This is a genomic window from Halomonas sp. M4R1S46 (assembly GCF_025725685.1).
In the GTDB taxonomy this organism is placed as follows: domain Bacteria; phylum Pseudomonadota; class Gammaproteobacteria; order Pseudomonadales; family Halomonadaceae; genus Halomonas.
Map to the genome: position 1 here is coordinate 3,463,624 of NZ_CP107008.1, position 20,124 is coordinate 3,483,747.

The following is a 20,124-nucleotide window of genomic DNA, read 5'->3' on the forward strand; positions in this document are numbered from 1 at the left end:
AGAACGGCCGATGACAACTTCAGTTTAGGAGACAACCCGGATATACCGCCCGGCTAGCCGCGCCGTGCCGCCTCGAGCAGCGGGGTCAGTTCCGCCACGGCCTGCCGCAGCGCCTCGAGGGCCGGCCCGGCGCGCTCCAGCTCGCCGTCCCGGGCCAGGGTCTCGAGAGACAGGGCGGCCTCCCCCGCAGCCTGGCCGCCCACCACCCGGGCCGATCCCTTGAGGGTATGGGCATGACGGCGTAGCGTCCGGGCATCGCCCTCGCCCAGGGCGGTCTCCATCGCCTGCAGCAGCTGGGGGCATTCCTCGAGGAAGATCTCGACCATCTCGGCCAGCAGTGCCCGGTTGCCGTCGAGATTGTCCAGGGCCGTCTGCCAGTCCAGGCAAACCGGCGAGTCCGGTTCAGGGGTCGCAGGCCTCGGCGGCGTCGGCGGGGTGCTGGCGGGCGCCGCCCCCGGGCTCGCGACCTCCTCCACGGCGGCATAGAGCTCGGCGGCGCGGAAGGGCTTGGTCACGAAGTCATCCATGCCCGCCGCCAGGCAGCGCTGGCGATCCTCCTTGGTGGCGCTCGCCGTCATCGCCACGATCGGCACACGCCCGCCGCGGTCCCGCTCGAGCTCGCGGATCGCCCGGGAGGCCGCCAGGCCATCCATCACCGGCATGTGGATATCCATCAGCACCACGTCGAAGGCATGACGCCGCACGGCATCCAGCGCCTCGCGACCGTTCTCGGCCAGCTCGACCCGGTGGCCACGCTGGTGCAGCAGATCCGTCGCCACCCGCTGGTTGGTGATCCCGTCCTCCACCAGCAGCACGCGGCGTCCGCCCGCCGTCGCCGGCCGCGTCTCGTCCCCGACGGCGGGCCGGCGGCGGACACTGCCGATCTCCAGCACCTCGCCGACCGCATCGAGCAACTCCGACTGCTTGACCGGCTTGAGCAGCAGGCGGGAGATGCGCAGCCGTCGACGCTGCTCGACGTCGCCGGAGCGACCGCCCGAGGAGAGCATCAGGATCGGCATGTCGGCGTGGGCCGGGTGCTCGCGAAGGCGCCCGGCCAGTTCCAGGCCGTTCATCCTCGGCATCATCACGTCGAGCAGCGCCAGCGAGAAGGTCTCGCCACGGGCCTCCCGCTCGTCGATGGCGGCGAGGGCCTCGGCGCCGCTCGCCACCACGGTGGGACGCATGCCCCAGCTGAGCAGGATCTCCTCGAGGATGCGGCGGTTGGTGGCATTGTCGTCGACCACCAGCACCGGCCGGCCGTGCAGCTCGCTGGGATGCGAGGGCCGCGTCAGGCGCTGGTCGGACAGGCCGAGATCGATGGCGAACACGAAGCGGCTGCCTCGCCCCTCGGGGCCGCTGTCGACCTCGATGCGTCCCCCCATCATGCTGACCAGCTGGGCGGCGATGGACAGGCCCAGCCCGGTGCCGCCGCTCTGCCGGGTGGTGGAGGTATCGGCCTGGCTGAAGGCCTCGAAGATCTGCCGGCGCTTGGCCTCGGGGATGCCGACCCCGGTATCGAGGATCTCGAAACCCAGACGCAGCCGGCTGTCGTCGAGAGACTCGATGGCCAGGTCGACCACGATCTCGCCGGCCTCGGTGAACTTGATGGCGTTGCCGACCAGGTTGACCACCACCTGCCTCAGGCGCACCGGGTCGCCGCGTACCCGGTCGGGCACCTCCGGCGGGATGTGCACCGCCAGCTCCAGGCCCTTCTCGTCGGCCTGCAGGGACAGGGTCTGCAGGGTGTCGCCGAGGGTATCGCGCAAAATGAAGTCGGTCGTTTCCAGCTCGAGACGGCCCGCCTCGATCTTCGAGAAGTCGAGGATGTTGTTGATCAGCCCCAGCAGGGTGTCGGCGGACTTCTGGATGATCGCCACGTAGTCGGCCTGCTGCTCGGTGAGCGCGGTGCGCTCCAGCAGCTCGGCGATGCCGATCACCCCGTTCATCGGCGTGCGGATCTCGTGGCTCATGTTGGCCAGGAACTCGCTCTTGGCCAGGCTGGCCTGCTCTGCCTCGTCCCGGGCCCGGCGCAGCTCGACCTGGGAGGCACGCAGCTGCTCGGTGGTCGCCTGCAGGGCCGCGGTGCGCTCGGCGACCATCTCCTCCAGGCGCTGGCGGTGGTGCTCCAGCTCGGTGATATCCGAGTAGACCCCCACATGATCGCCCTCGGCGGTCCGGTGCTCGCTGATCTGCACGCACACGCCGTCGCTGCGGGTGAACTGGAAGGGCCCGGCGGGATGGCGGTGCTGCGCCAGGCGCGCGCGGATGAAGGCCTCCCCGGAGGGGAAGTCCCGCGGGGTGTAGCCGCTGTCGACCACGGCCTGCAGCAGCTCCTCGAAGCGCAGGCCCGGCTGGACCACGTCCCCCGGGGTGACGAAATGCTCCTTGAAGCGGGAATTGAACAGCACCAGCCGATCCTCGGCGTCGAACAGCGCGAAGCCCTCGGCGATCGACTCCAGGGCCTCGGTCAGCTGGGCATGCGCCGCCTCGGCGCGGGCCTGGGCGGCCTCGGTCATCGCCACCTGCTCCTCGAGGCTCTCGCGCTGTTCCTCCAGCTCGGTGATGTCGGTGTAGATGGCCACGACCCCGCCGTCGCGGGTGCGGCGTTCGCTCACCTGCAGTTGCTTGCCATCGGTGCGGCGGAAGGTGAAGGGCGCTCCCGGGTTACGCCGCCGCTTCAGGCGCCGCGCGATCCACGCTTCCGGATCCATGCCGCCGAGATCGATCGCACCGGTCTCGACGGCGGTACGGATCAGGGTCTCGAAGCGCACGCCCTGTTCCACGACCTGCGCCACGCCCGAGTAGTCATCGCGGAAGCGATTGTTGAACACGACCAGCCGATCCTCGGCATCGTAGAGGGTGAACCCCTCGGAAATCGCCTCGAGGGCCTCGCTGAGCTGGTGGTGGGTGGCCTCCGCCCGGCTCCGCTCGACCTCGGTTTCCTCCACCTGGGCGGCCAGCACCTGACGGCTCAGGCGCTCCTCGGAGATATCGGTCATGAAGCCTTCCAGCGCCTGGAGCTCGCCGGCCTCGTCGAAGACACCGCAGCCCTGTTCCCAGACCCACTTCACGGTGCCGTCCCGCGCCTGGATGCGGTACTCGACCTGGAAGGGACGGCGCTCGTCCAGCGCGGCCTGGACCGCCTCCCACAGGCCCTCGCGATCCTCGGGATGGATCAGCTCGGCATAGGTCGGTTGCCCCTGGATCAACGCCTCGGGCGCATGGCCGGTCAGCTCACGGCTGCCCTCGCTGACGAATTCCATGGTCCAGTCGCGATCGTTCAGGCCGCGATAGGCCATGCCGGGCAGGTTGTCCATCAGGGTCGCCAGGCGGCGCTCGCTCTCGCGCAGGGCCCGGTCGGCCCGCTCGCGCTCGATCACCCGGCCCAGCTGGGTGCCGGTCTGGGCCATCACCTCCATCAGGGCGTCATCCGGCGCCATGGTGCACTCGGCAAAGAACTCCAGCACCGCGACCACCTCGTCGCCCACCAGCACCGGGAAGGCGGCCCCGGCCCGCACCTCGATGTCGCGGGCCTGTTGTGCGCGCTGGAAGTCGGGATCCTGGGTGACATCGCGAATCCAGACCGGCGCGCCGCGACTCTGGACGCGCTCGACCAGCCCCCCGCTGTCCCCCCAGCGGGCCGCCTCGGTGAGGCGCCGGAAGACCGCGAAGGCCTGATCGTCGTCGGGATACCAGAGCCGGGTCGAGACCAGCTCCCCGGTGGCGGGGTCGGCCAGCAACCAGGCATGGCCGATTGCCCAGCCGGTGTGCCGGCAGACCTCCTGGAGGGCATGACGCAGCGCGTCGTCGACCCGCATGGCCTCGTTGGCCGCCCGGGTGATGGCCTGGATCAGGCGCAGGAAGGCCGCCGGATCGTTGAGCCCACGGCGGTCGCCTGCCCCGGTCTCCCCGTTCATCTCGTCTCCTCCCGGGCCCTCACGGGAAGACGCCGCGCAGCAGCTTGGCCTCCGTGACCCGCGTGACGCCTTCGATCAGGGCCGCCGTACGCATGTCGAGGTGGTTCTCCTCGGCCCGTCCCAGGGTGCGCTCGAAGGCGTCCAGCAGGATCGCCTGCTGTCGGCGGTTGATCTCCTCGTGGCTCCACATCAGGTTCTGCATGCCCTGCACCCACTCGAAGTAGGACACCGTCACCCCCCCGGCATTGCCGAGGATGTCCGGCAGCACGAAGACGTCGTGGTCGGCGAGGATGTCGTCCGCCTCGAGGGTGGTGGGCCCGTTGGCGCCTTCGGCCAGCAGCCGGCAATTCAGGCGGGCGGCGTTCTCGACCGTCACCTGGCTCTGCAGGGCCGCCAGCACCAGCACATCGCAGGGCAGCTCGAGCAGTTCGGCGTTGCTGATCGCCTCCGCATCGGGGTAGCCCGCCAACACCCGATGCTCGGCCACGTAGGCAAGCAGCGCCTCCACCGAGAGGCCATCGCGGCAATAGAGGCCGGTGGAGGCATCGCTGACGCCGACGATGCGCACCCCGAGAGCGGCGAGGAAGATGGCGGTGTGGCTGCCGACGTTGCCGAAGCCCTGGATCACCGCCGTGGCGCCGGCAAGCTCGATGCCCAGGTGCGCCGCCGAGGCCTCGATCAGGTACACCAGGCCGCGCCCGGTGGCCTCCTTGCGCCCCAGGGAGCCGCCCAGCACCACCGGCTTGCCGGTGACCACGGTGGGCACCGTATGGCCGACCTGCTGGCTGTAGGTATCCATCAGCCAGGCCATGACCCGCTCGTCGGTGCCCATGTCCGGGGCCGGGATATCCTTCTCGGGGCCGATGATGTCGATGATCTCGGTGGTGTAGCGGCGCGTCAGGCGCTGCAGCTCGCGGTCGCTGAGGGTGGTGGGGTCGACCCGGACCCCGCCCTTGGCGCCGCCGAAGGGCAGCTTCATCAGCGCGCACTTCCAGGTCATCCACATCGCCAGGGCGGCGACCTCGCCCAGGTCCACGTCCTCGTGGTAGCGGATGCCGCCCTTGGTCGGGCCCATGGTGAGCACATGCTGCACCCGATAGCCGAAGACGGTCTCCACCTGGGCGCGGTCGTCGCGGAAGAAGGGGAAGCTGACCATCTGGGTGCGCTGGGGGAACAGCAGCCGCTGGCGGATGTTGTCGTCCAGGCCCATGTACTGGGCGGCCTTGAGGAACTGCTGCTGGGCCAGGCGGAACATCGGCGAGTCCCACTCGCCCCCGCGAGCCCGGGCGCGGGACAGGGTGTAGCGGATCGCCCGCCCCAGGGCCACGCCCTTGAGGTGCGTCTTGACCAGGTAGTCGTAGGCGCCGGACTCCACCGCCCGGGCGGCCAGCTTGACGTCGTCGAGGCTGGTCAGCACCACCACCGGCACCTGGGGCGCCACCAGGCGCACGCGGAACAGCGTCTCCAGCTCCTCGCTGTCGGGCAGCACCAGGTCGAGCAGCACCAGGTCCAGCCCGCCCTTGACCAGCCGCGTGAGCCCGTCGGCCAGGTTGTCCACGGCCTCGACATCGCAGTCGAGCTGGGTATCGGCGGCGAGCAGCCGCTGGATCAGCTTGCTGTGAAGCGGATTGTCCTCGACCAGCAAGAGGTGAATGGGGGAATCCTGCATGGCGGCGGCCCTCACCCGGATCGCGATGCGATGGCGGTCTGCCCTCGCCGCCGGCCCCGCGGACGCCTGCGATGGCACCGCCGACCGGCTTTACCCTCAGCGTAGGCCAAGCCCCCCGTCCGGAACATAGCCAGCGTCGCCGCCGCGAGCGGCTCACGGCACCAGGGCCGCCCCCTGCCGCTCGAGGGCCCTGACGCTGGACACGAAGTCGCTGAAGCGCTCGCCCTGGATCAGCACGTGCTCCCTCAGGATATGCTCGGCCTGCTCCGCTTCCCCTGCCTCGATGGCGGCAAGGATGCGCCGATGCTCGTCCAGCGAGGTGCCCATGCGGTGGCGCACCTGCAGCTGCATGCGACGGTAGGGCTTGAGCCGCTGCTTCAGCTGGCGGGCCTCCTCGGCCAGGAAGCCGTTGTGGCTCGCCGTGTAGATGGCGTGGTGGAAGCCCTCGTTCTCGTAGTAGTACTCGTCCGGATCGCCGCCCCGGGCGGCGGCCTCGCAGCGCTCCAGGGCCTCGCGCAGCTCGGCGAGTTCGCCCCCGGTGATCCGCCGGGCCGCCAGGCGGCCGCACATGCCCTCCAGCTCCGCCATGACCTCGAACATCTCGATCAGCTGGTCGATGCCGATCTTCGCCACGAAGGTGCCCTTCTTGGGCGTCACCGTGACCAGGCCGCTGGCCACCAGCTGCTGGATCGCCTCGCGCACCGGGGTGCGCGAGACCTGGTATTCCCGGCCCAGGGCCTCGGGATCGAGCCGCTCGCCGGGCAGGCGTCGCCCGTTGATGATGTCGTCCTCCAGCGAGTCCTTGAGTCGCTGGGCGTTCGATCGTTTCGCGCCGCTCACAGGCCACCTCCCTTGCAGTGGAACGCCGATTCGCCGCGGTCTATTGCCACTATGGTCTAGTCCCGCGGCGTTTGACACTAGTATATGTCAAGCCTATAAGAAGTATACATCAGCCGAGCTGATATATATCACACAACAACAATCTCTCAGGAGACGCCATGAAAACCCCGATCGCATCCAGCGTTGCCACCCTCTCGCTGGCCCTCGCCTTCAGCAGTGCCGCCTCGGCGGAAACCGTGCTGCGTGCCTCCCACCAGTTCCCCGGCGGCCAGGGAGACGTGCGTGACGAGATGGTGCAGCTGATCGCCGACGAGGTCGCCGCCGCGGACGTCGACCTGAAGATCCAGGTCCATCCCGGCCAGTCGCTGTTCAAGGCCAAGGAGCAGTGGCCGGCGCTGGTGCGCGGCCGCCTCGACATGACCTCGCTGCCCCTCGACTACGCCAGCGGCCGTCACCCGGAGTTCTCGGCCACCCTGATGCCCGGCCTGGTGCGCAGCCACGAACGTGCCCAGCGCCTCAACGACTCCGAGTTCATGGACATGATCAAGCAGGTGATCAACGACGCCGGGGCCCGGGTGCTCTCCGACGCCTGGCTGGCGGGGGGCTTCGCCTCGAACATGCGCTGCATCACCGCCCCGGACACGGTCGAGGGGCAGACCATGCGCGCCGCCGGCCCGGCCTTCGACGAGATGCTGGCCACCGCCGGCGCGTCGATCGCCTCGATGCCGTCCTCCGAGATCTACACCGCCATGCAGACCGGCGTGCTCGACGGCGCCAACACCTCCTCCGGCTCGTTCGTCTCCTACCGCATCTACGAGCAGGTCGACTGCCTGACCGCCCCGGGCGAGAACGCCCTGTGGTTCATGTACGAGCCGATCCTGATTTCCGAGCAGAGCTGGAACCAGCTCAACGAGGAACAGCAGCAGGCCCTCACCGAGGCGGGCCAGAAGGCCGAGGAGTACTTCGCCGACGAGGCCGCCGCCCTCGACCAGCAGCTGGTGGATGTCTACGAGGAGCACGGCGTCGAGGTCGTGACCATGAGCGAGGAGAACTACGACGCCTGGCTGGAGATCGCCAAGCAGAGCTCCTACAAGACCTTCGCCGAGAACGTCCCCAACGGACAGGCACTGATCGACGCGGCCCTGGCCGTCGAGTGACCCCTCGCACCACTCCCCGGCTGCCTCGACCGAGGCAGCCCTCCACCCACCGACGCCGGGGTGTTCCATGGATCACAGTCCAAGTCACGCGGTTGCGCCCAGCCGGGGCGTGATCGGCACCTACATCCGTGTGCTCGACCGCCTGTCGGCCGCGGTCGCCGTCCTCGCCAGCGTCCTGCTGCTGGCGGGCGTGCTGGCGGTCTGCCACATGATCTTCATGCGCTACGTGCTGGAGGAAAGCACCATCTGGCAGACCGAGTTCGCCATCTTCTCCATCACCGGCGCCATGCTGTTCGGCGCCCCCTATGTGCTGATGACCGGCGGCCATGTCGCGGTCACGGTCCTTCCCGATGCCCTCGGCGGCTGGCCCCGCAGGGCCATGCAGCTGGTCGCGTCGCTGGTCGGGTTGAGCTTCTGTGCCGCCCTGACCTACGGCGGCTGGCACTACCTCCTCGAGGCCTACCACGGTGGCTGGACCACCGGCACGGTGTGGAACCCCCCGCTGTGGCCGGCCCTGCTGCCCCTGCCCCTCGGCATCAGCCTGCTCACGCTGCAGTACCTGGCGGAAATCCTACGCGGAGAGTCCTGATTATGGATCCAGTCACCAGCGGTATCCTGGTCATCGTCGCCCTGTTCGTGCTGATGGCGATCGGCACCCCCATCGCCTTCGCCCTGGGCGGTGTCGCGCTCGCCGCCCTGGTGCTCGACCGCGGCATGGGCGAGCTGACCTACTTCGGCGAGACCTTCTTCAGCAGCATCGCCTCCTTCGGCTTCGTGGCGATCCCCATGTTCATCCTGATGGGCGCCGCCGTGGCCTCCTCGCCCACCGGGCGCGACCTGTATCGCTCCCTCGACCTGTGGCTGGGCAGGATGCCCGGCGGCCTGGCGATCTCCAACATCGGCGCCTGCTCCATCTTCGCCGCCCTGTCGGGCTCCTCGCCGGCCACCAGTGCGGCGATCGGCAAGCTGGGCATTCCCGAGATGCGCAAGCGCGGCTATCCCGATGGCGTCGCCGCCGGCTGCATCGCCGCCGGTGGCACCCTGGGCATCCTGATCCCGCCCTCGGTGACCATGATCGTCTACGGCATCTCCACCGAGACCTCCATCGGCCGCCTGTTCATCGCCGGCGCCCTGCCCGGGCTGATGCTCGCCGGGCTGTTCATGGCCTGGACGCTGATCGCCTGCAAGCTGGCCGGCGGCTATGGCACCCCGAGCCCGCTGGCGGCGGCGGCCCACCAGGTCAAGCAGAACGTCGAGGGCAACCTCAAGGCGCTGGTGCGGGTGGTGCCCTTCCTGGTGGTGGTCAGCGGCATCCTGTTCGCCCTCTACGGCGGCGTCGCCACGCCCTCGGAGGCGGCCGGGGCCGGCGCCTTCCTGTGCCTGGCGCTGGCGATCCTGGTCTACCGCATGTGGCAGGTGAAGCCACTCACGCTGATCATGCGCGATGCCCTGCGCGAGAGCGTGATGATCATGCTGATCATCGCCGCGGCCGAGATCTTCGCCTTCGCCCTGTCGTCGCTGTTCATCACCCAGACGGTGGCCGGGGCGATCGCCGACCTCGAGGTCAATCGCTGGGTCCTGATGGCGATCATCAACCTCTTCCTGCTGGTGGCCGGCTTCTTCCTGCCCCCGGTGGCGGTGATCGTGATGACCGCGCCGATCCTGCTGCCGATCATCCTGGCGGCCAACTTCGACCCCTACTGGTTCGCGGTGGTGCTGACCATCAACCTGGAGATCGGCCTGATCACCCCGCCGGTGGGCCTCAACCTCTTCATCATCAAGGGCATCGCCCCGGACATCGAGCTGCGCGACATCCTGATGGGGAGCCTCCCCTATGCGCTGTGCATGGTGCTGGGCATCGTCCTGCTGTGCTTCTTCCCGGGCATCGCCACCTGGCTGCCCGACCTGATCATGAGCCACTCATAAGGGGCGATCCGCCATGAACATGAGCTTCCTCCAGGAAATGTTCAGCACCATCACCCAGCGCGATGCCTTGCGTCGGCGGCGCAGCGACGAGCGACTGCCGGCCAGCCATGGTCGCCTGGCCGAGTCCTGCAGGGCGCTGCTGGAGAGCGACGGCGAGGCGTCGAGCATCACCCTCGCCGGGCGTTGCCTGGAGCTCTACTCACGGCTCGACGACCAGGAGAAGCGGCGCTTCTTCGAGCGCCTCACCGAGGACTTCTCCGCGGATCCCGAGCGCATCGACCAGGCCTATGCCCGGTATCGGGACTCGCGGGACAACCGCGCCCTGCAGGCGCTGTTCGATGCCTGCGAGCCGAGTCGCCAGGAGGTGCTGCGGCGGCTCAACCTGACCAGCGGCGGCACCCATGAGCTGGTGCGCATGCGCGAGGACCTGCTGCCGCTGTTGCCCGAGCATCCCGAGCTGGGCGCGCTGAATGCCGACTTCGCGCACCTGTTCGCCTCCTGGTTCAACCGCGGCTTCCTGGTGCTCAAGCGCATCGACTGGAACACCCCCGCCGCCATCCTCGAGCGCATCATCCACTACGAGGCGGTCCACGAGATCCAGGACTGGAACGACCTGCGGCGGCGCCTGGACGCCCGCGACCGCCGCTGCTTCGCCTTCTTCCACCCGGCGATCGGCGACGAGCCGCTGATCTTCGTCGAGGTCGCCCTGAACAAGGGCCTGCCCGACCAGATCCAGGCGATCCTCCACGGCCACGACAACGATGTCGAGGTATCGGACGCCGCCGACACCGCGGCCTTCTTCGGCATCAGCAACTGCCAGACCGGCCTGCGCGGGATCTCCTTCGGCAACTTCCTGATCAAGCAGGTCGTCCAGGAACTGAAGCAGGAACTGCCCAGGCTGCGCCACTTCGTCACCCTGTCACCGGTACCCGGCTTCCGGCAGTGGCTCGAGACCACCTGCCTGGGCGACGACGCCCCGCTCGCCGGCGACGCGCGCCGGACCCTCGCGGCTCTCGAGGCCGACGACTGGCACCGGGACCCGGAACGGGCCGCCGCGCTCGAGGAGGTCGTCAAGCCGCTGGCCGCGCACTACCTGCTGCGCGAGAAGAACCGCCGTGGCCTGCCGCTCAACCCGGTGGCCCGCTTCCACCTCGGCAACGGCGCGGAGCTGCATCGCATCAACTGGCTGGGCGACGTGTCCGCGAAGGGCCTGCGCCAGGCCGCCGGCCTGATGGTCAACTACCTCTACGTGCTCGACGACATCGAACGCAATCACGAGCAATACAGCACCGACGGCACCATCGCCCACGCCTCGGGCATCCGCGACCTCGACCGGCGCGCCCGCAAACTGCTCAAGGGAGAGACTGCAAAATGACCCACAACCTCTTCGACACCCTGGCTCGCCGCATGCAAGGCCGGGGCGACGCCGAGTTCATCATCACCCGCGAGGGGCGCGGCTACACCTATGCCCAGGCCCTGGCGGCGACGACCCGCCTGGCGGGCGCCCTGACCGCACTGGGCGTGACCCCCGGCGACCGCGTCGCCGTGCAGGTCGACAAGAGCCCCGAGACCGTCCTGCTGTACCTGGCCTGCCTGCGCATCGGCGGCGTCTACCTGCCGCTCAACACCGGCTACACCGGCGAGGAGATCCGCTACTTCCTGGGCGACGCCGAGCCCGCGCTGTTCGTGTGCCGTCCCCGGGACCTCGACACCGCCCGGCAGATCGCCGGGGAATGCGGTTGCCCGGCGGCCGAGAGCCTCGGCACCGGGGGCGACGGCAGCCTGATGGCGCAGGTCGAGACGGCCACCCCGCGCGACGACATCGTGCCCCGCGGCGAGCGCGATCTGGCGGCGATCCTCTACACCTCGGGCACCACCGGGCGCTCCAAGGGGGCCATGCTGACCCATGACAACCTGCGCTCCAACGCCGAGGCGCTGGTGGCGAGCTGGCATTTCACGGAGGCCGACCGGCTGATCCACGCCCTGCCGATCTTCCATACCCACGGCCTGTTCGTGGCCTGCAACGTGGTGATGATGTCCGGCGCCAGCATGCTGTTCCTGCCGCGCTTCGATGCCGACGTGATCTTCGAGGAGCTGCCGCGGGCCACCGTCATGATGGGGGTGCCGACCTTCTACACGCGCCTGCTGCAGGACGCGCGGCTGACCAGGGAGATGACCGCCAACATGCGCCTGTTCGTCTCCGGTTCGGCGCCGCTGACCGCCGAGACCCATCAGGCCTTCGAGCAGCGCACCGGCCACGCCATCCTCGAGCGCTATGGCATGACCGAGACCAACATGAACCTCTCCAATCCCTACGACGGGCGGCGCATCGCCGGCACCGTGGGCCGGCCACTGCCCGGCGTGGAGATCCGCATCACCGACCTCGAGACCGGCGAGCCCGTCGCCGACGGCGAGATCGGCATGCTCCAGGTACGCGGGCCCAACGTGTTCATCGGCTACTGGCGGATGCCCGAGAAGACCCGGGAGGAACTGCTCGAGGACGGCTTCTTCATCACCGGCGACCTGGCCCGGATCGAGGAGCACGGCTACGTGCAGATCGTCGGCCGCGACAAGGACCTGGTGATCTCCGGCGGCTACAACGTCTACCCCAAGGAGATCGAGCAGATCATCGACGAGCTCGACGGGGTCGACGAGTCCGCCGTGATCGGCGTGCCGCACCCCGACTTCGGCGAGGGCGTGACCGCCGTGGTGGTGCCGCGCCCCGGCGCCGAGATCGACGAGGCCAGGGTCATCGAATCGCTGGCGGGCCGGCTGGCCAGGTACAAGCAGCCCAAGCGGGTGTTCTTCGTCGACGAGCTGCCGCGCAACACCATGGGCAAGGTGCAGAAGAACCAGCTGCGACAGCAGTTCCAGGACACCTACGCCGCATCCTGATCACACCGACCGAGAGGAACCGCCATGCCTGTCACGGCCTATCGCATCGGCCAGATCGTGCCGAGCTCCAACACCACCATGGAGACCGAGATCCCGGCGCTGCTGCGCGCCCGGGAGGCGGTGGCGCCGGAGCGCTTCACCTTCCATTCCAGTCGCATGCGCATGAAGCAGGTGACCCGCGAGGAGCTCGCGGCCATGGACGATGAGTCCGAGCGCTGCGCCCTGGAGCTCTCCGACGCCGCGGTCGACGTGATGGGCTATGCCTGCCTGGTGGCGATCATGAGCCGTGGCCGGGGCTATCACCGCGACTCCCAGCGACGCCTGCACGAGGTGTCCGTCGCCAACGGCCAGCCGGCCCCGGTGGTCAGCAGCGCCGGTGCCCTCACCGAGGGCCTGGCGGCGCTGGGCGCCCGGCGCGTCGCCATCATCACGCCCTACATGAAGCCGCTGACCCGGATGGTGGTGGACTACATCGAGGCCGAGGGCATCCGGGTGGTCGACAGCATCGCCCTGGAGATCCCCGACAACCTGGAGGTCGGTCGCCGTGATCCCATGGCCCTGGTCGACATCGTGGGCCGCCTGGACCTTCGCGAGGCCGACGCCGTGGTGCTGTCGGCCTGCGTGCAGATGCCGTCGCTGGCGGCGATCCAGACGGTGGAGGACAGCCTGGGACTGCCGGTGGTCTCCGCCGCCACCTGCACCGCCTTCCGGATGCTCAGGGCCCTCGACCTGGCGCCCCGTGTGCCGGCAGCCGGCCGGCTGCTGAGCGGCGACTACCGCTAGCCGGCCGTCGCCCCCTCCTCCTCCTCGACCGTCGCCTCGGCCTCCACGAAGGTGCGATAGTCCTGGCCGACGCAGTCGGCATAGCTCAGCGCCAGGGTCGCCACCATGGCGATGAAATGGTCCTGCCGCCCCTCGATCCGCGCGCAGACGCTGCGCGCGAAGCGCGCCGGGTCGTCCGGGTGCAACGCCCGGGCGCCGCGCAGGTGCTCGCGGGCGAGGATCCGGCCCCACTGTCGGGCCAGCTTGCGGTAGGGCTTGGCGCCGTCGAGCTTGTGGGTCGGGAAGTCGTCCTTGAAGGGCGAGCGCTCGCGCACCGAGAACACCGTCTCGCCCAGGTGCAGCCAGCCCAGGTAGAGGTCCGGGTGCTCGGCGATGGCGCTGAAGGCCGCGGCGTGGCGCGCGCCCTCGTGGGGGAAGGCGCGGCGCCAGGCGCGCTTCTCGGCGGCGTTCATCAGCCGCCAGCCCTCCGGGGGCGTCTGCTGCTTGACGTCGAGGATGACGTCGTCGTGCTCGTGGTCCCGGCCGCCCTCGATCAGCACGTAGAAGCGCTCGAGCCCCAGCGACCCGGTCCCGGCGTCGAGCCGCCGCGCCAGGTCCTTGACCCGGAAGTGGTCCCCCTCGGCCTCGGCACGCGTACCACGCAGGGTCTGGCGGTACTCCTCCTCGATGGCCTTGCGCAGCTGGCTGGCCTGGTGGGCCGGCAACCGGGCCAGCTTGTCCGGCCGCTCGGCGAAGCGACGGCCCTCGTCATCGGGGGTCGTCCACTTCTCGAGCATCTTCGCCCGGCTGCGCTTGGCGGCGACCTTCTCCAGGAAGGGCGCGAGCGGCCCCCTGGCGGTCTCCAGGGTCACCGCCAGGGGCTCCTCGCCGCGGACATGCCCACCCAGCTCGTCCACATAGGCCTCCACCAGGGCATCCAGGGCCTTGCGGGTGCCCTTGCCGGAGAGTTCCGCGTTCTCCCGGGCGTCGAGCACCAGGCTGATCGCCAGGCGCCAGAGGTCGTACTGGTAGTCGCCGATCAGCGCATCGTCGAAGTCGTCCATGCCGTAGCGCACGGCATCGTCGTGGTGGCCGTAGGCGCCGAAGTTGTAGGCATGGGCGTCGCCCTGCAGCCAGGTCTGGGTCTCCGGCAGGCCGCCGTAGAGGGCGAAGCGCCAGTCGTGCCAGACATCGGCCCAGTAGAGGTGGTTGGTGCCGCGAAAGAAGCGATACGGCGATTCCGCCAGCTTGGCGTACTTGGCCGCGCGATCCTCGGCGGAGAGGCCGGCATTGGCGGCGGTGATGGCATCGAGGACCTGGCGGGGACGGTTGTGACGGGTGAGCGGTTGCGACATGCGAGGCTCCATTGCGGGACGAGGGCCGCCCTCCGGCGACCCAGGCCAGTCAAGCAGGCGGCGCCACCACCGGCAAGCCTAGAGGCTGTTGACCAGCACCACCAACGGCAACACCGGGCAGACGAAGCGGATGTACCAGGGCCACAGCTTCCAGAACAGGCCCTGCTCGATCTCCGGCGCGCCCCGGCGCAGCTCCTGGAGCTTGGCGTTGCGCGACAACAGCCAGCCCACGTAGAGGCACACCAGGGCGCCGATCAGCGGCATGTTGTAGCTGATGGTGACCTGGATCGCCAAGCCGAAGAGCACCTCGAAGTGCATCAGGATCAGCGTCGAGACGGCGAAGATCAGCCCGCCCATCAGCAGGGTCGCCCAAGTGCGCGAGACGCGGCCGGTCTCCGCCAGGGTGGCGACCGGCACCTCGAGCACCGGGAACATCGAGGTCAGGGCGGCGATCGACAGCAGGGCGAAGAACAGGATCTCGAGCCCCGTCCCCAGCCCGCCGAGCGCATCGAACATCGCCGGCATGACGTCGAACAGCAGGGTCGTGGAACTCTGCAGCTGCCCGCTGGCATCGAAGATACCCACTCCCAGCTCGTCGGCCACGAACATCGCCGGCACGATCAGCATGCCGGCGATGAAGGCCACGCCCATGTCGATGAACATCACCTGGGCACCGGTCCTGGGCAGGTGGGCATCCCGGCTCAGGTAGGAGCCGTAGATCACCATGGCGCCGACGCCGATGGACAGCGAGAAGAAGGCCTGGCCCATGGCGTCCACCACCAGTTGGCCATCGATTCGCGAGACGTCCGGCACCAGGTAGGCGACGAGCCCCTGGGCGGCCCCGGGCAGGGTCATGACCACGCCGATCAGCACCAGCATCAGCACGATCAGCAGCGGCATCAGGCGCTTGGACCAGCGTTCGATGCCCTTGTTGACGCCGGCCAGCACCACCGCGACGGTCACCAGCATGGCCGCGCAGGCCAGCCACCAGTCCTTCCAGAAGCCGCCCTCGCCGAAGATCGTGGCCCAGGCGTCGAGGCCCAGTACGTCGAGCAGTGGCGTCACCGTGAAGCCGATCAGCCAGCCGGTGACGATGGCGTAGAAGGCCTGGCCGAGGCAGGCGGTGAGGATGGCCAGCCCCCCGATAGCGGCGCCCAGGCGACCGGCGGTGCCGCTACCGCCGACTCGCGACATGGCCTGGATGACCCCGCTCTGGGCATGGCGTCCCAGGGTCAGCTCGGCCATCAGCGCCGGATAGGCCAGGACGAAGGCCATCACCACATACAGCAGCAGGAAGGCGCCGCCGCCGTTGTTGGCGGCCATGGAGGGGAAGCTCCAGACGTTGCCGAGGCCCACGGCGGCGCCGGCCGCGGCCATCAGGAAGCCGAAGCGGGAGGAGAACTGTGCTCTTGTCTTGTTCATGGCGAAAGGATCCATAGGGAGTCGCTCCACGACTCCGCCGTCGTTGTTGTGGTTGCCGCCTTCGGCGGTCTAGAGATGGTCGAGGATGTCGAAGTGATCGCGGCCCGGCAGGTCGCGCAGCCGGGCCGCGCCGCCGGCGGCCAGCACCGCGGCCCGGAAGTCGAGCGCCTGGCTCCGGAAGGCGGGGGTATCGTGCTCGGCGACCAGCAACTCCGTGGGCGGCAGGCCCGAGAGATCGTCGAACAGCGGGCTCAGCGAACGCGCGCGGGCCGGGTCGAGTCCCAGGGGCGCGTTGACGTAGGTGTCGACCAGAGGCGTCAGGTCGTAGACGCCGCTGACCAGCAGCAGCGCGTCGATGGTCACGCCGTCCGGCGAGCACGCCTCGGCGGCGGACACTCGGCAGGCCAGCTGGGCGCCGGCGCTGTGCCCGCCCAGCACCCGCCGGGCGACGCCGCCCTGCTCCACCACCGCGTCCACCGCTGCCGCGAGGCCCTGACGGCACTGCGCGATCATGGTCTCGATCGAGACCCGTGGCGCCAGGCCATAGCCCAGCGAGGCGAAGGCCATGCCCCGGGCCAGGTAGCGCGCGGCCAGGAAGTCGGTGGCGGTGTGATCCAGTTCCTGCCAGTAGCCACCATGGATGAACACCATCAGCGGCCAGGGCCCCGGCCCGGCCGGCAGGAAGAGGTCGGTGCAGCCCTCGGGATCGTCGGCATAGCGCAGCCGCGCCGGCCGATGGACTTCGACCAGGGCGGCCCCCTCGGCCGCCTGGCGGGCCAGGGTGGCGGCGAAGTCGCGGGCGTAGCGGCTCGGCGAGTAGTCGCGCTCCAGGGCGTCGCGGGTCATCGCATGGGCTCCCGGGTCAGGTCACGGCGGCGCGAACGCTGAACCGCGGGTCCCGGTACTCGCCGCCTTCCACCACCTCGCGGAAGTGGCGGGCCGCCTGCCAGACATCCTCATGGCTCAGGTAGAGCGGCGTGAAGCCGAAGCGCAGCAGGCCCGGCTCGCGATAGTCGCCGATCACCCCGCGGGCGATCAGCGCCTGGACGATGGCATAGCCGTGCTCGGTATCCACCAGCGATACCTGGCTGCCGCGTGCCTCCGCCGCCGGGGTGATGTCCTCGATGCCGTAGTCCGCCAGCACGTCGGCCAGGCACTCGCGGAACAGCTCGGTCAGCGCCAGGCTCTTCTCGCGCAGGGCCGGCATGTCGACGTCGGCCCACATCGCCAGGGAGGCCTCCAGGGCGCTGTAGGCCAGCGCCGAGTGGGTGCCGGTGCGAAAGCGGGTGATGTTCGCCGCCGGCGCATAGTCGGCGTCGAAGGCGAAGGGCGCGGCGTGGCCATGCCAGCCGGAGAGGGGCTGCCAGCCCTCCCCCTGGCTGTCGCGGCGGACATACAGGAAGCCCGGGGCCCCGGGACCACCGTTGAGGTACTTGTAGGTGCAGCCCACCGCATAGCGCGCCCCACTATCGTGGAGCGCCACCGGCAGGGCCCCGGCCGAATGAGCCAGGTCCCAGACGACCTCGGCGCCATGGGCGTGAACCAGCCGGGTGGTGTCCGCCATGTCGCGGCGACGGCCGGTACGGTAGTTGACCTCGCTGAGCACCACCACGGCCACGCCGTCCAGGTGCGCGGCCAGGTCGGCGCCCTCGGGCAGGACGCGGTGCTCGTGGTCGGTGAGGCGACAGAAGCCCTGGGCGATGTAGCCGTCGGTGGGGAAGTTGCCGCCCTCGCTGAGCACCACGCGTCGGCCGTCGGTCCGCTGGCCGGTGAGGTAGCCGAGCAGCTTGAAGAGGTTGAGGGTGATGTTGTCGGTGACGACCACCTCGCCCTCGCCGGCCCCGACCAAGGGGGCGAGCTTGTTGCCGAGGCGCTCCGGGGCATCGAACCAGCCCTGGTTCCAGCCCTTGATCAGCTCGTCGCGCCACTGGTCCAGGGTCGCGGCCACGGCGTCGCGGGCGGCCCCGGGCTGGGCGCCCAGGGAGTTGCCGTCGAGGTAGAGTACGCCCTCGGGCAGGGCGAAGTGCTGCTTGAAGCCCGCCAGGGGGTCCTGGCGGTCGAGGTCGCGAGCGTGGTCGAGGGTCACCCTCATGTCGAATTCTCCGTGACGTGCCGGTATGAGAAGGAGTATCGGTATTCTAGGCGGCGACGGGTGGAGAAGGGTTGCGTTCTTCGCTGTCCTGGCGCACCGTTATGCAAAATCCTTGCACAAACCCCTTACCGAAAGAAAAATGCTTGCCCTGGACCGCTTCGACCTGAAGATCCTGCATGCCCTGCAGCGGGATGCTCGCCTCACCCTCGGCGCCCTCTCCGAGGCGGTGGCCCTCTCCGCCAGCCAGTGCTCGCGACGCATCGCGCGGCTCGAGCAGGAGGGGGTGATCGAGGGCTATTCGCTGCGTCTGAACCCGGCGGCCCTGGGCCTGGCGGTGACGGCCTTCATCTTCATCTCGGTGGACAAGCGGCGCATGCACACGCCCCGGGAGGCCGTCGCGGCCCTGCTGGCCCGGGAGGAGGTCATCGAGTGCCATACCGTCACCGGCAGCCACGACTTCATCCTCAAGGTGATGGTGGAGAGCCTGGGGGCGCTGTCGCGGTTCCTCGCCGAGGCCGTGAGCCCGATGGAGGGCCTCCACGACATCGCGACGCAGGTGGCCATGGAGTCGCTCAAGACCAACGGGCCGCTGAAGGTCGAGGCCGGATAGCGACCCCGCCTCCACCTCCTTCCTCAGATACCCGGCAACGGATCGTCCTGGTGGCCACACAAGGGCAGATCCGGCCGCCTGGCCGACTCCGGCAGCTGACGGCGCAGGTCCTGCAGGGCGGAACGCAGCCCTTCCTCGAGCACCGGATGGTAGAAGGGCAGCAGGAGCGCTTCCTCGACCGTCACCTGGCGCTGGATCAGCCAGGCCAGCTGATGTCCCAGGTGTTCGGCGCCGGTGACCGCCATCTCGCCCCCCAGCAGGCGCCCGTCCCGGTCGGCATAGACCCGCAGGGGGCCGCCGCGGTCGTCCATGATGATCGCCCGGCCCAGCTTGCCGAAGTCGCTGCTCCCGATCAGGGCCTCACTGGGGAGCTCGTCGAAGGCCAGCCCGACCTGAGCGATCTCCGGTTCGGTGAAGACGATGGCCAGGGGCGTGCGGCGCGTCAGGCACTCGGCGTCGGGGTTCAGGGCATGGTAGGCGACCAGGCGCCCCTCGTCGGCGGCCTCGTGCATCAGCGGGATCACGTCGTTGACGTCGCCGGCGAAGTACACCGGGGTGTCGCCGGCGCGCAGCCGGCGAGGGTCCAGCTCGGGCAGGCCGTTGCGCCCCAGCGGAAGCCCCAGCGCCTCCAGGCCGAGCGAGGCCACCCGGGGCCGTCGCCCCATGGCGGCAAGGACGGCATCCACCTCGAAGGCTTCCTCGCCGAAGCGGACCAGCACGCCGTCGTCGGTGGGCTCGGGCTCCACCTCATGCCCGGTATGCAGGTGCAGGGAGCGCCCCAGGGCCCGGCAGGCGGCGGCGTTGACCTCGGGGTCCTTGAGCCCCCCCACCCGGTCGTCCAGGCCGAAGGCATGCACCTCCACGCCCAGCATCGCCAGCGCCTGGCCGAGTTCCACGCCGATGGGGCCGAGCCCCACCACGGCGAGTCGCCTGGGCAGACGCTCGAGGTCGAACACGCTATCGCTGGTCAACAGGCGAGGACCGAGCGCCCGCCAGGTCTCGGGCACGAAGGGTGCGCTGCCGGTGGCGACGATGATGGCGTCGGCACTGACCCGCTCGCCGTCCAGATCCAGGGTGTCGGGGCCAACGAAACGGGCCGGGGCCCGGATGTAGCGGTCGCCTCGCTTCTCCACGGCGGCGGTCGGGCCGGCCGCGAAGCGATCGCGCAACCGGCGCACCTGGGCCAGGACGGCGGCATCGTCGATCTCGCCGAGTGGGCCGGCGACGAACCCTTCCCGCACCAGGCGCCGGGAGGCGTCCACGTCCCGGGCCAGCTTCAGCAGGGCCTTGGAAGGCATGCAGCCGACCCGGGCACAGGTGGTGCCCAGGGGACCGGGATCCACCAGCAGGATGTCGTCGGTGGTCTCGGAGGCCTGCTTGAAGGCACTGAGCCCGGCCGTGCCGGTCCCGAGGATCACGATGCGTGCATGACGTGTCATTCCGCCCTCCTCGCCTGCTCAACCCACCGGGGCACATGAT

Annotated in this window: 15 protein-coding genes; 7 read left to right on the forward strand and 8 right to left on the reverse strand. The window is 69.6% G+C overall.

The genetic code is table 11. The features are described from left to right. Nucleotides 1–53: 53 nt before the first annotated feature. The 3 genes from OCT48_RS16015 to OCT48_RS16025 all read right to left on the reverse strand — a co-directional run bounded on the left by OCT48_RS16015 (nt 54) and on the right by OCT48_RS16025 (nt 6,426). A complete protein-coding gene (locus tag OCT48_RS16015) occupies nt 54–3,917 on the reverse strand; it encodes a response regulator (protein WP_263590128.1) in 3,864 nt (1,287 codons plus the stop codon). A 19-nt stretch (nt 3,918–3,936) separates the two neighbouring features. Beyond that, nucleotides 3,937–5,586, reverse strand: a complete 1,650-nt coding sequence (locus OCT48_RS16020; RefSeq protein ID WP_263590129.1) for a Glu/Leu/Phe/Val dehydrogenase dimerization domain-containing protein — start codon at nt 5,584–5,586, stop codon at nt 3,937–3,939. Nucleotides 5,587–5,739: 153 nt separating this feature from the next. Further along, nucleotides 5,740–6,426 (reverse strand): GntR family transcriptional regulator, encoded by a 687-nt coding sequence (locus OCT48_RS16025; RefSeq protein ID WP_263590130.1) that lies wholly within the window; start codon nt 6,424–6,426, stop codon nt 5,740–5,742. Nucleotides 6,427–6,584: 158 nt separating this feature from the next. Here OCT48_RS16025 and dctP point away from each other — a divergent pair, with 158 nt between their 5' ends. The 6 genes from dctP (at nt 6,585) to OCT48_RS16055 (ending at nt 13,187) form a co-directional block, all read left to right on the forward strand. Next, complete coding sequence (gene dctP, locus OCT48_RS16030; RefSeq protein WP_263590131.1) at nt 6,585–7,583, forward strand: TRAP transporter substrate-binding protein DctP; 999 nt, start codon at nt 6,585–6,587, stop codon at nt 7,581–7,583. A 67-nt stretch (nt 7,584–7,650) separates the two neighbouring features. Beyond that, nucleotides 7,651–8,172 (forward strand): TRAP transporter small permease subunit, encoded by a 522-nt coding sequence (locus OCT48_RS16035; protein WP_263590132.1) that lies wholly within the window; start codon nt 7,651–7,653, stop codon nt 8,170–8,172. Nucleotides 8,173–8,174: 2 nt separating this feature from the next. Continuing rightward, nucleotides 8,175–9,509: a TRAP transporter large permease gene (locus tag OCT48_RS16040; RefSeq protein ID WP_263590133.1), complete on the forward strand. Its 1,335-nt coding sequence runs from the start codon at nt 8,175–8,177 to the stop codon at nt 9,507–9,509. A 13-nt stretch (nt 9,510–9,522) separates the two neighbouring features. Next, a complete protein-coding gene (locus OCT48_RS16045; RefSeq protein WP_263590134.1) occupies nt 9,523–10,884 on the forward strand; it encodes a malonyl-CoA decarboxylase in 1,362 nt (453 codons plus the stop codon). Continuing rightward, nucleotides 10,881–12,404 carry a malonate--CoA ligase gene (locus OCT48_RS16050; protein ID WP_263590135.1) on the forward strand — a complete coding sequence of 508 codons (1,524 nt, stop codon included), beginning with the start codon at nt 10,881–10,883 and terminating at the stop codon, nt 12,402–12,404. Before OCT48_RS16045 ends, OCT48_RS16050 begins: the two co-directional genes overlap by 4 nt. A gap of 24 nt (nt 12,405–12,428) precedes the next feature. Next, entirely contained in the window at nt 12,429–13,187 is a 759-nt protein-coding gene (locus OCT48_RS16055; RefSeq protein WP_318152528.1) for an Asp/Glu racemase, read from the forward strand. Here OCT48_RS16055 and OCT48_RS16060 read toward each other — a convergent pair. The 4 genes from OCT48_RS16060 to kynU all read right to left on the reverse strand — a co-directional run bounded on the left by OCT48_RS16060 (nt 13,184) and on the right by kynU (nt 18,035). Beyond that, entirely contained in the window at nt 13,184–14,521 is a 1,338-nt protein-coding gene (locus OCT48_RS16060; RefSeq protein WP_263590136.1) for a DUF2252 domain-containing protein, read from the reverse strand. The genes OCT48_RS16055 and OCT48_RS16060 overlap by 4 nt on opposite strands. A gap of 78 nt (nt 14,522–14,599) precedes the next feature. Then, nucleotides 14,600–15,943: a sodium-dependent transporter gene (locus tag OCT48_RS16065; protein WP_263590137.1), complete on the reverse strand. Its 1,344-nt coding sequence runs from the start codon at nt 15,941–15,943 to the stop codon at nt 14,600–14,602. Between the two features lie 69 nt (nt 15,944–16,012). After that, on the reverse strand, nt 16,013–16,789 hold the full coding sequence (locus OCT48_RS16070) for an alpha/beta hydrolase (protein WP_263590138.1): 777 nt from the start codon (nt 16,787–16,789) through the stop codon (nt 16,013–16,015). A gap of 16 nt (nt 16,790–16,805) precedes the next feature. Further along, nucleotides 16,806–18,035 carry a kynureninase gene (gene kynU / locus OCT48_RS16075; RefSeq protein ID WP_263590139.1) on the reverse strand — a complete coding sequence of 410 codons (1,230 nt, stop codon included), beginning with the start codon at nt 18,033–18,035 and terminating at the stop codon, nt 16,806–16,808. 139 nt (nt 18,036–18,174) lie between these two features. Here kynU and OCT48_RS16080 point away from each other — a divergent pair, with 139 nt between their 5' ends. Continuing rightward, the gene (locus OCT48_RS16080; protein WP_263590140.1) at nt 18,175–18,645 is read left to right on the forward strand and encodes an Lrp/AsnC family transcriptional regulator; all 471 of its coding nucleotides are present in this window, start codon (nt 18,175–18,177) and stop codon (nt 18,643–18,645) included. A gap of 23 nt (nt 18,646–18,668) precedes the next feature. Here OCT48_RS16080 and OCT48_RS16085 read toward each other — a convergent pair whose 3' ends face one another. Continuing rightward, nucleotides 18,669–20,084 carry a dihydrolipoyl dehydrogenase gene (locus tag OCT48_RS16085; protein ID WP_263590141.1) on the reverse strand — a complete coding sequence of 472 codons (1,416 nt, stop codon included), beginning with the start codon at nt 20,082–20,084 and terminating at the stop codon, nt 18,669–18,671. Nucleotides 20,085–20,124 lie beyond the last annotated feature (40 nt).